We start from the raw sequence: 10816 nt of genomic DNA on the forward strand, positions 1-10816 counted from the left end.
TCGTTAGACGTCCACACCCAATGCGCGCAAACAGAACCGCAGAATGTTCTCGCGAAGCTCTGCGCGGTCACAGTCACCGATTGTCCAGTGCCGCTCGATGCCCGCCCACACCACGCCGTGGATGAACTGTGCGTCGGTCGACGGGTCAATGCCTCGGAATGCGCCGCGTTGCAGCCCACGCGTCAGGGTCTCGTGCAGCGGCAACAGCATTTCAGCGTACGCGGGCTGAATCAGGCTGGGGGAGGCCGAAGTCTGGGACTGTGCCTCCAGCGACAGCCGCCGCAGGTCCGAGCGCACGCCGTCGTCGAACGCCAAATCGAGTCGCCCGTCGATCCAGGCCACCACTGCGTCGATTTCCGTTGCAGCACTCAGCATTCGGCGACGCAGACGGCGTGTCTCGGATCGGGCTGATTCCAGGAACACTTCGGCCACCAGTTCATCCTTGGACGCGAAATGCCGGTAGAACGCACGGGTGCCCAGGCCGGCGCGGTCCAGCACCGCGGCGATGCTCAGCCCCCCGACGCCCTGGGCCTGCAGTACCGCCGTTGCCGCCGCCAGGATTTCGCGCCGGACGTCGGGGTCTGGCGCGAGCTTCGCGCGTCGGCGGGTGCGCGGACCGATCGTCTGGTCAGGCTGTTGCGTCATAGGTGGCGAGATAGTCCGCGAACCGTTCCCGAACTCCGTCGGGAGTCAGGCCGTAGTCGGACAGGTCATAGTCGTGCGCGCCGCGGGAGCCCGGCTTGTGCTCCTGCGCCCAGGCTTGCACCGAACCCAGCGTGGCATCGGTGAACGTCAAACCCAGCGTGTCGTAACTCTTCGTCAGCGTGCCCACCGGGTCGGATTGCAGATCGGCGAACGAGACGTCAGCGAAGCGGTCGCTGCCGACCCGGCTGCGGAAATCCATGGCCCGACGCACGCCTTCGGCCCAGCTGTCGACCTGCTCGGCGCCGAGTTCATGGGCGTCGTCGCGGTCGCTGCTCCAGCTGCGCACGTACCGGATCAGACTGCACACCGATCCCATCACCTTGGCCGGATCACGGTGACTCCACAGGAATTTGGCGTTCGGATACGCCTCGACCAGAGCATCCAGAGCGAAGATGTGCACGGGTGTCTTGAGGTGCCACAGGGTGGGCGGGCAGTGCCATTGCAGCAGCTTGAGCACCCGCCGGTGGTAGGTGTAGGTCTCGCGCATGTCGCAGTCCATCAACCAGGCCAGATACTCCGGCGCGCGTACCGCGCCGTCGAAGTGGAACGTCCGGAAGCTCATGCCCATCAAGTCCTGGCACTCGGTGGGCGCCGTCGCCTCGGAGTTATAGAGCGTCTTCATCAACGGAAACATGTCGTCGAGCATCTTCAGACCCGCTTCGGCCTGGGCGATGCGCGGATCGTTGTGCTGCGTGGCGGCTTCGGGCGGCGGCACCGGCGCCTGGGACTCCCACATCCGCAACGAACGAAACTGCGGATCGGCCGCCACCAACTGGCTCAATGCGGTGGTACCGGTGCGGGGCAAACCGATCACGAACACCGGGCCGCCCACCACCTCGTCATCGATCTCGGGATGGCGAGCGTAGGTGTCCTCGACTTTGAGGCGCTGGATCAATGCATTGCTGATGGTGGCGTGCTGGATCACGCTGCCCAGTTCGTTCAGATCGGCGGCCGTGTTCAGCGCGTCGACGATCCGTTCCAGGCCCTCCCGGTAATACGTCGAACCGAAGTCCTCGAGACCTGTTGCGGCGCAGGCGCCTTGCTCCAATTCATCGGCGTTGAACGTCATCGTCGGAACCTTTCGCGTACGGCGCTGCGGCGCGCAGCCAATATCGATGCCCGCTGCTGCGGGGTAACCCAGATGGTGTCGGCCGGCAGTGCCGACTCGATTTCGCCGAAGGACACCACCCGTGTCGTCGGCGTCGGGGCGGTCTCGGTGCGCACGCAGCGCAGAATGATCGGACCGTTGCTGTGGCCTGCGGTGTCCAGCCAGTTCGCTACCCCGGGGTCATCGGCGCTGAGCACCACCCGCACCAGTCCGTCCGAATCCACCACTGCCTGATGGGCGTTCAGGCTGGACTGATGACGGCCATAGTGGATGGTCTCCCACCACGGGTTGCCGATCGAGTAGCTCCAGTAAACTCCTCCGGGCGGCTGGACTTCCACGATCAATGCCTCATCGGGTGCCAGCTCCCAGCGCCCTATCACCGGACGATTCTCTGCGGCGGCTCCCATATCGCTGCGATCGATGGGGGGCAGGAACCCGTTCACCGGCGCCGCGGCCCCGAACTGCATGAAGAACTTGAGGTTTTCTTCGACGAAGTCCCCGAGCGCGACCAGCTGCCGTGCCAACGCGCCGCCCGCATCGGATGGTCCGTCGCCGGCGGCCACCGGGTCGCCGATCCGTTCGATGCGCAGCGAGGACGCCACCTCGGTATCCCAGTCGTAGAAGAAGTGTCGCACCGTCAGCGTCGGATGCTCGCCTTCGATTCGCATCCAGTTTCCGGGCCGCTCGTCACCGGACAGCATCACTTCGAAATTCCCGTCGGCGTCCACCTCCAACTCGTCGACGAGCGCATTGGCTGTGGCCGCAGCGCCATTCATCGTCTGCAGCCCGACGTAGCGTGCCGTACCACGGTTTCCGAACAGCCGGTAGCTTTCACCGCCCCGCAAGACCGCGCGGGTGTAAATGCAGTCCGGGCATTCCATGCCCCAGGTGATCACGTCGTCGGTGCTGGTGGGCTGTACCCGCAGCGGCGGCTCCGGATCGAATCGCAGCACCTCGTCAATGCCCGTGGTCAACAGCACGAGCAGATGGCGCATGCCGGCCGTCAGGTCGGCGCGATTCCGATTGGCCGGGTCGGCTTCCACGGCTTGGGCGGCGGAGCCGAGCCGCTCCAGGAGGTGGGTCCAGGCCTGTCCGAGACCGGGCGTCTGGCTGCTTTCCGACGATGCGGCTTCGGCGATGGAGAACGGCAACCAGGACAACAGCCAACCCCTTAAATGAAAATAGTGTTTTCATTTAACTCCGCTCCGCGAGCAGACGCAAACTCGCACCACAACGGGCCTGCGCGTGCGAGTCTGCGTCTGCTCGGCGAGTAGGTTGGCACCGTGACGCCCTCGTTCGCCGACCTGGCCAAAGCGCAATACCTCCTGCTCACCACGTTCACCAAGGACGGCCGACCCAAGCCCACTCCGATCTGGGCGGCGGCCCAGGGCGACCGGTTGCTGGTCGTCACCCAGGAAAAGTCGTGGAAGGTCAAGCGGATTCGCAACACGCCGCGGGTCACGCTGGCCATCTGCGACATGCGTGGCAATCCGAAGAGCGAGGCGGTCGAGGGCACGGCAGCGCTGCTCGACAAATCGCAGACCGGGGCCGTCTACGACGCGATCGGCAAGCGGTACGGCATCGTCGGCAAGGTCTTCAACGTGTTCAGCAAGCTGCGCGGTGGCATGGCGAACAACATTGGCCTCGAACTCAGGGTCGCCGCAGACAGCTGAGCCGCGCCCGCGCCATCAGCTCAGGTGTTCACCGAAGAACGCGAAGACCCGCTTCCAGGCGTCTTCGGCCACCGCTTCGTCGTACCCGAATCCGGTGATGCGCAGCAGCGGTTGCCCGGGTAGCTGGTTGGCGAAGCTGTGCCCGGCACCGGGGTAGGACTTGATGTCGGCGGTGATCTGTTTGGCATCGGTCACCTTGCGCAGCCGCTTAGGTGCGCCGATGCCCAGCGGGTCCCGGCTGCCGAAGCTGGCCACGATGGGGCAGGCACCGTCCAGGGTCTCGCTGAGGTTGCGTGGCAACGGGGTGCCGTAGAACGGTGCCGAAGCACCAAAACCTCTGGGCGACAGCACAAGTGCGAACTGCCCACCCATGCAGAAACCGGCGATGCCGACCTGTCCGGAGCACTCGGGCATGGCCAGCAGATGTTCGCGGGCGGCAAGCACGTCGTCGATGGAACGGCCCCGCTTGGTCAGCACTTCGCGCATCACTCTGGTGATGCAGCGCGCGCGGCCACCGCGCGCGTACAGGTTGGGTGTGATCGCCAGATAGCCCGCGCGGGCGATTCGCTGCGACACCGCCTCGTTGTCGGGTGCGTAACCGATCGCGTCGTGCACCACGACCACACCCGGCCACGGCCCGTCACCGGCGGGGACATTCAGTAGTGCATCGATCGGTCCGGCCGGGGTGTCGAGTTCAATCGTCGTCATAGCGTCATCTAACTGCAGCCCCGGCGCGACCGTGCGCGGAACTCACACCACACCCGTAGACGTTGAGCTTCACGTGATTGGACGGCTGCTTCTCGGATATGCCGTCGTCGAGCTCGTGGTGACTGTCGGGCTGGCGGCAGCAATCGGTGTCGGTTGGACAGCGGTGGCGTTGACAGCCACGTTCGTCCTGGGTTTGGTGCTGTGGGCGCCGATGGGTGGGGTGCAGCTCAGCCGCCAGTTCAGGCAGCTGCGGACCGGGACCCAAGAGCCGCGTCGCGCGCTGACCGATGGCGCGCTGACCACTCTGGCCACCGCCCTGGTCGTCGTTCCCGGCCTGGCCAGTACCGCGCTGGGCCTGCTGCTGCTCACCCCGCCCATCCGGGCGGCCGCCCGCCCCGCGCTGGCGTCAATCGCCGGGCGGCTGTTCGACCGGCGGACTCCGCTGATCACCACTGTTACCCGGAGTTGCGATTACATCGACGGCGAGGTGATCGACGTCATCGACGCCGAGCCGCCCGCTCTGCCTGTCGCCTACCGGCGGACCGCCCGGCACCCGTAGCTTTGCCGTGTGAGGCAGATCCCGACCCGGTTGCTGCTCAATGGCCGGGTGCACAGCCCGACCCACCCGGATGCCACCGCCCTGGCGGTGCGCGACGGCGTCATCGCATGGCTGGGCAGCGACGACGTCGGTCGCAACCAATTCCCGGACGCCGAGGTGCAGGATCTTGACGGCGCGTTCGTGGCTCCCGGATTCGTCGACAGCCACATCCATCTCAGCGCGACCGGGCTGTCCCTGAGCGGGCTGGACCTGCGCGCGGCCGGATCGAAGGCGCAATGTCTACAGCTGGTGGCCGCCTACGCGGCTGCCCACCCCGGGCGCCCGGTGTGGGGACACGGGTGGGATGAGTCGGCGTGGCCGGAGAACACCCCGCCCAGCACCGCCGACCTGGATGCGGTGCTTGGTGATCGACCTGCCTACCTGGCCCGGGTCGACGTGCACTCGGCGCTGGCGTCCGCTGGTCTGCGACGGCTGCTGCCGGACCTGGCCGCGGCCCCCGGTTTCTCCGCCCAGCAGCCCCTGACCGGCGATGCGCATCACGCGGCCCGAGCGACGGCCCGTGACCTGCTCACCGACGGTCAGCTGGCCGAAGCGCGTGAGGCCGCGTTGGCGGCACTGGCCGCGGCGGGCATCGTCGCGGTGCACGAATGCGCCGGTCCACAGATCGGCGGGCTCGACGACTGGTTGCAGCTGGCGGCGCTGCGCCCGGGTGTCGAGGTGGTCGGTTACTGGGGCGAGGCAGTGACCAGCGCACAGCAGGCCCGCGCGCTGCTGGCCGAGACCGGGGCTCGCGGCCTGGCCGGAGATCTGTTCGTCGACGGTGCGCTGGGGTCGCGCACCGCGTGGCTGCACGAGCCATACGCTGATGCGCCCGGTTGCACCGGCACCCGCCACCTCGAGCCCGCCGCCCTGGAAGCGCATCTGCGGGCCTGCAGCGAGGCCGAGATCACCGCCGGGTTCCACGTGATCGGCGATGCCGCGGTGTCGGCGGTGGTCGACGCCCTGGAACGGGTCGTCGACGACATGGGAGTGGCTGCCGTCGCCCGCTGCGGGCACCGGCTCGAGCACCTTGAAATGGTCACCGCCGAGCAGGCCGGCAAGCTCGGATCGTGGGGAGTCATAGCCAGCGTCCAGCCCAATTTCGACGCGCTGTGGGGCGGTAGCGACGGCATGTACGCGCGGCGACTCGGTGCGAATCGAGGTGGCCGGCTCAACCCGCTGGCGCTGTTAGCATCCCAAGGCGTGCCCCTCGCCCTCGGTTCTGACACGCCTGTCACCGCCTTCGAGCCGTGGGCCGGCGTGCGCGCCGCGATGCATCACCGGACACCGGGCAGCGAGTTGTCGGCGCGCGCGGCATTCGCTGCCGCGACCCGCGGCGGCTGGCGGGCGGCTGGTGTGCGCGACGGGGTGAGCGGCACCCTGGTGCCGGGTGCGCCGGCGTCGTACGCGGTGTGGGAGGCCGGGATTCTGGACGTCAGCGCACCCCGCGACAGCGTCCAGCGCTGGTCCACCGACCCCCGCTCGCGGGTCCCGGCGCTGCCGCGGCTCGATGTGACGGACGCGCTGCCGCGGTGTCGGCAAACCGTGCATCGAGGTGCGGTTATCTATGGCTGAGCAGCCACCCGAAGAGGCCCCGGCGGCGGCCCCAGAGCACACGTCCGCTGATTTGCCGGCAGACGCTGCCGATAGTTTGCCAGCTGATTCCGCGCCGGGTCGGACCCCGGTGCTGTCCCGGCTGCGCAGCGCACTGCGGCCCCGGTTGGCCCGGTTGGTCGCTGCATTGATCGCCGGCAGCCTGATGTACGCCAGTTTCCCGCCGCTGGGCTGGTGGTGGGCCGCGGTCGCCGCCGTCGCGCTGCTGGTGTGGGTGCTGACCCGGCCCGGTACCACTCCCGCCGGCGGTTTCGGCTACGGCTTCCTGTTCGGGCTGGCGTTCTACGTGCCGTTGCTGCCCTGGATCAGCACGCTTGTCGGGCCGATGCCCTGGTTGGTGCTGGCGGCGGTATGCGCGCTGTATCCCGGCCTGTTCGGACTGTGCGCGGTCGTGGTGCGACGGCTCCCGGGTTGGCCGGTGTGGTTCGCGGTGGTGTGGGGCGCGGTGGAGTGGCTGAAATGCAGCTTTCCGTTCGGCGGGTTTCCGTGGGGCGCGGTGGCGTTCGGTCAGACCGGCGGTCCGCTGTTGCCGCTGGTCCAGTGGGGCGGCGTCGCGTTGTTGTCGACCTCGGTGGTGCTCTTAGGTGCCAGCTTGACCGCGATGGTGCTCGAGATCGTGCGCTGGTTGCGAGCCGGGGTGCGGGCCACTGACGGGACCACGCCGCCGGCAGTGCTGTTGCCCGGCGTCGCCATCTGCGTGGTGTTGTTGGCCGCCATCCTCGTCTGGCCGCAGGTGCGCAAAGCGGGCGTCGGGTCGGGCGGGGAGCCCAGCGTCACGGTCGCCGTCGTGCAGGGCAACGTGCCCCGGCTGGGTCTGGGTTTCAACGCGCAACGCCGGGCGGTGCTGGACAACCACGTCAGCGAAACGCTGCAACTGGCCGAGGACGTGCGTCTGGGAACCGCGCCGCAACCTCAGTTCGTCATCTGGCCCGAGGACTCCTCAGACATCGACCCGCTGGTCAACCCGGATGCCGCCCAAGGTATCTCCCGGGCCGCCGACGCTATCGGGGCGCCGATCCTGATCGGCACGGTGATGGAGGTGCCCGGTCGGATGCGGGATACCCCGGCCTACACCAACACGATGATCGTGTGGAATCCAGGCACCGGACCGGCAGAGCGCCACGACAAGGCGATCGTGCAGCCGTTCGGCGAGTACCTGCCGATGGCGTGGCTGTTCCGGCACCTGTCCGGATATGCCGACCAAGCCGGGCATTTCGTCCCGGTCTCCGGCACCGGCGTGGTCCGCCTGGCCGGAGTTCCGGTCGGCGTCGCCACCTGCTGGGAGGTGGTCTTCGATCGGGCACCGCGCAACGCCGTGCGCAACGGCGCACAGCTGCTGACGGTGCCCAGCAACAACGCCACCTTCACCAAGACCATGAGTGAACAACAGCTGGCCTTCGCCAAGGTCCGCGCCGTCGAACACGACCGCTACGTGCTGGTCGCGGGCACCACCGGAATCAGCGCGGTGATCGCACCCGACGGCGGGGAGTTGCTGCGCACCGACTTCTTCGTGCCCGCCTACCTGGATACTGCGGTACGTCTCAAGACGAGGCTGACCCCGGCGACCCGCTGGGCACCGATCGTGCAGTGGACGCTGGTCGGAGCGGCCGTAGTGCTCATTCTCGCCGCGATACGGCAGAATGGTCGGTTCGCGAGCCGTCTCCCGGGTTCGTTTCCGCGGCCGACGCGTCGGCGCTCCGGATCAGTCGATGACGTTGCGGATCCCGCTACGCCCTCGGCTGAACGGGACGACTCGGAAGCTGAGAACGAATCACCTTCGGCACACGTTGAGATTGCGAACGACGCCGCGTCCTCCGACGATGAAGACAGCGGGCGCACCCCTATCGGGCGAAATGAAGGAGCTACATGACCACCGGCCAACCTGTCCCTGCGGTACCGGGCGACAGTCCCAGCCAGCGTGTCCTGGTGATCATCCCCACCTACAACGAACTGGAGAACCTGCCGCTGATCCATCGGCGGGTCAAGGACGCGTGCCCTGACGTACACATCCTGGTCGTCGACGACAACAGTCCGGACGGCACCGGCCGGCTTGCCGACGAGCTGTCCGCCGCAGACGCCGGCCGCACCCACGTCCTGCATCGCACCGCCAAGAACGGCTTGGGCGCCGCATACCTGGAAGGCTTCGGCTGGGGACTGAGCCGGGACTACGCGGTCCTGGTCGAGATGGACGCCGACGGCAGTCACGCGCCCGAGCAATTGCACCGCCTGCTGGAGGCGGTCGACGCCGGCGCGGACCTCGCGATCGGTTCGCGCTACGTGCATGGCGGCACTGTGCGGAACTGGCCGTGGCGCCGTCTGGCGTTGTCCAAGACGGCGAATACCTATTCGCGGCTGGCCCTGGGCGTCGGTGTGCACGACATCACTGCCGGGTACCGCGCCTACCGTCGCGAGGTTCTCGAGACGATCGATCTGGACACCGTCGACTCCAAGGGCTATTGCTTTCAGATCGAGATGACCTGGCGCACCGTCAACGCGGGTTTCGATGTGGCCGAGGTGCCGATCACGTTCACCGAACGCGAGATCGGCGTGTCGAAAATGAGCGGATCCAACATTCGCGAGGCGCTGTTCAAGGTCACGCGGTGGGGCGTGCAGGGTCGCCGAGAGGGCCGCAAGACCAGCCGCGCCCGCAGCCGCGCCTGACGGGTCAGCCGCGCCGGCGCGAGCGGATCAGCTCGAGGCGTTCTTTGAGCAGTTCTTCGAGCTCTTCGACCGAACGCCGCTCCAAGAGCATGTCCCAGTGCGTACGAGGCGGCTTGACCTTCTTCGGCTCCGGCAGGTCGCCCTCGATGAGGGTGCCCTCCATGCCGTTGCGGCACAGCCAGGTGCCGGGGATCTCGGCATCGTCGGCGAACGGCACTTCGAACTCTTCGCCGTTGTCGGTGCGGTACCGCGCAATCTGTCGGGGGGCGAGGTCATGGTTGCGGTCCGTCTCGTAGCTCACGGCGCCGAGGCGACTGCCTCGCAGGACACGATCAGCCATTGCTGCTCCTTTGGGTCCGGTGCGCTTGTGACGCTCCCGTAATGAGATTCTCTCTAAGCAAACGTTAAGACCGTTCACGTAGTTCCCGGCTGTCAGCCGCGGCATATCGCGCGACTCGGCACCCCATGATACCGGGATCGACGGGCGGACCGGACTAAAGTCGGCAGGCGTGAGTCGCCGCACCCGACCCCAGCCCTGTCGGTGGTGTGGTCGTGACGTGACAGAGGTCGGAATGGGACGCCGTCGCCAGTACTGCCGGCAGTCGTGCCGGCAGCGCGCCTACGAGCAGCGGACCATGATCACTCGTGGCGACGCCGCGGCTCTTCCTGCCGATGCGGTGGTGTTGTCGGCCGAGGAGGCCATGGACCTTTCGGATCGCGTCTATCAGGTGCGGTGCGCGGCCGAGGACGTCGCGACTGCCCTGGATGAAGGCGCCGCCGGCGCTGAGTTGCGCGAACTCTGCGACCAGCTGTTGCAGGCTGCCAGAGCGGCCGACGGATGGCGGCGCGTCGGCGTCTAGCTTCGCTTCACCGACGGTCTTGCGGTGGTGCTGAGCGGGGCCGCGGGACGGCGGTGCCCTGACAACGACGCCCGCACAACTATTGGCGGTACAGTTCGCGCCATGGGCCGCGGGCCGGGTGCACAAGGGAGTGCAAGCCTGTCGGTCGATGTGCGGCACGGGCGCCCGAGTGCTTATCGGTGAAGTCGGGAGTGCCCGACGTTTTTGAGATACTGCTGGAGTTGGCGATACTCACCAGCGACATTCTTGGTCGGAGGTCAGCCCGAAGTCGCCGCTTCGTGCAGCCACCTCGATGACTCGGCAGCAGCCGCAACCGACGGTCAACGACGACCAAATTAGGCGAGGGGTTCAGGTAATGGTTGATCAACTCCAGCATGCAACCGAAGCGTTGCGAAAGGCGCTGGTGCAGGTTGAACGCCTGAAGCGCACCAACCGCACGCTGCTGGAGCGGTCGAGCGAGCCGATCGCCATCATCGGAATGTCCTGCCGATTCCCCGGCGGCGTGGATTCCCCGGAGAAGCTGTGGCAGATGGTGGCCGATGGCCGCGACGTGATCTCCGAATTTCCCACCGACCGCGGGTGGGACGTCGGCGCGCTGTTCGACCCTGACCCCGACGCGGCCCACAAGACCTACGCGAACACCGGCGGCTTCGTCGAAGGCGTCGCCGACTTCGATCCCGCCTTCTTCGGAATCGCACCCAGCGAGGCGCTCGCGATGGATCCCCAGCACCGGATGCTGCTAGAGCTGTCCTGGGAGGCTCTCGAACGAGCCGGCATGGATCCGAGCGGACTACGCGGAACCGCGACCGGAGTGTTTGCCGGGATCATCGCACAGGGTTACGGCATGTTTGCCGAGGAGATCGAGGGCTACCGACTGACCGGCATGACA

General features: G+C 67.3%; 10 protein-coding genes and 1 pseudogene. 6 read left to right on the forward strand and 5 right to left on the reverse strand.

The window, feature by feature from the left end:
• Positions 1–3: 3 nt before the first annotated feature.
• From AC5Y3Z_RS10000 to AC5Y3Z_RS10010, 3 genes are read right to left on the reverse strand one after another with little or no spacing between them, the layout of a single operon-like run.
• A complete protein-coding gene (locus AC5Y3Z_RS10000; protein ID WP_463824380.1) occupies positions 4–645 on the reverse strand; it encodes a TetR/AcrR family transcriptional regulator in 642 nt (213 codons plus the stop codon).
• Positions 629–1774, reverse strand: a complete 1146-nt coding sequence (locus AC5Y3Z_RS10005) for a sulfotransferase family protein (RefSeq protein WP_463824379.1) — start codon at positions 1772–1774, stop codon at positions 629–631. Before AC5Y3Z_RS10005 ends, AC5Y3Z_RS10000 begins: the two co-directional genes overlap by 17 nt.
• Positions 1771–2973, reverse strand: coding sequence for a DUF1214 domain-containing protein (locus AC5Y3Z_RS10010; RefSeq protein ID WP_463824378.1), 1203 nt, complete (start codon positions 2971–2973; stop codon positions 1771–1773). Before AC5Y3Z_RS10010 ends, AC5Y3Z_RS10005 begins: the two co-directional genes overlap by 4 nt.
• Positions 2974–3096: 123 nt before the next feature.
• Here AC5Y3Z_RS10010 and AC5Y3Z_RS10015 point away from each other — a divergent pair, with 123 nt between their 5' ends.
• Positions 3097–3486, forward strand: a complete 390-nt coding sequence (locus AC5Y3Z_RS10015) for a PPOX class F420-dependent oxidoreductase (protein ID WP_463824377.1) — start codon at positions 3097–3099, stop codon at positions 3484–3486.
• Between the two features lie 15 nt (positions 3487–3501).
• Here AC5Y3Z_RS10015 and AC5Y3Z_RS10020 read toward each other — a convergent pair whose 3' ends face one another.
• Positions 3502–4194, reverse strand: coding sequence for a dienelactone hydrolase family protein (locus tag AC5Y3Z_RS10020; RefSeq protein ID WP_463824376.1), 693 nt, complete (start codon positions 4192–4194; stop codon positions 3502–3504).
• A gap of 73 nt (positions 4195–4267) precedes the next feature.
• Here AC5Y3Z_RS10020 and AC5Y3Z_RS10025 point away from each other — a divergent pair, with 73 nt between their 5' ends.
• The 3 genes and pseudogenes from AC5Y3Z_RS10025 to lnt all read left to right on the forward strand — a co-directional run.
• On the forward strand, positions 4268–4753 hold the full coding sequence (locus AC5Y3Z_RS10025) for an FxsA family protein (protein WP_463824375.1): 486 nt from the start codon (positions 4268–4270) through the stop codon (positions 4751–4753).
• A gap of 9 nt (positions 4754–4762) precedes the next feature.
• The gene (locus AC5Y3Z_RS10030; protein ID WP_463824374.1) at positions 4763–6367 is read left to right on the forward strand and encodes an amidohydrolase; all 1605 of its coding nucleotides are present in this window, start codon (positions 4763–4765) and stop codon (positions 6365–6367) included.
• Positions 6325–9055 (forward strand): annotated as a pseudogene (gene lnt / locus AC5Y3Z_RS10035) (apolipoprotein N-acyltransferase); the annotation flags it as partial. The gene AC5Y3Z_RS10030 and the pseudogene lnt, both read left to right, overlap by 43 nt.
• A 16-nt stretch (positions 9056–9071) precedes the next feature.
• Here the strand turns inward: lnt and rbpA are convergent.
• Positions 9072–9407, reverse strand: coding sequence for an RNA polymerase-binding protein RbpA (gene rbpA, locus AC5Y3Z_RS10040; RefSeq protein ID WP_149655556.1), 336 nt, complete (start codon positions 9405–9407; stop codon positions 9072–9074).
• Between the two features lie 169 nt (positions 9408–9576).
• Here rbpA and AC5Y3Z_RS10045 point away from each other — a divergent pair, with 169 nt between their 5' ends.
• Together AC5Y3Z_RS10045 and AC5Y3Z_RS10050 are read left to right on the forward strand one after the other, a co-directional pair.
• Positions 9577–9927, forward strand: coding sequence for a hypothetical protein (locus AC5Y3Z_RS10045; protein ID WP_463824373.1), 351 nt, complete (start codon positions 9577–9579; stop codon positions 9925–9927).
• 355 nt (positions 9928–10282) lie between these two features.
• Positions 10283–10816: beta-ketoacyl synthase N-terminal-like domain-containing protein (locus AC5Y3Z_RS10050; protein ID WP_499919612.1), on the forward strand; the 534-nt coding region annotated here is incomplete at its 3' end.

It is taken from the genome of Mycobacterium sp. NGS61 (assembly GCF_059812325.1).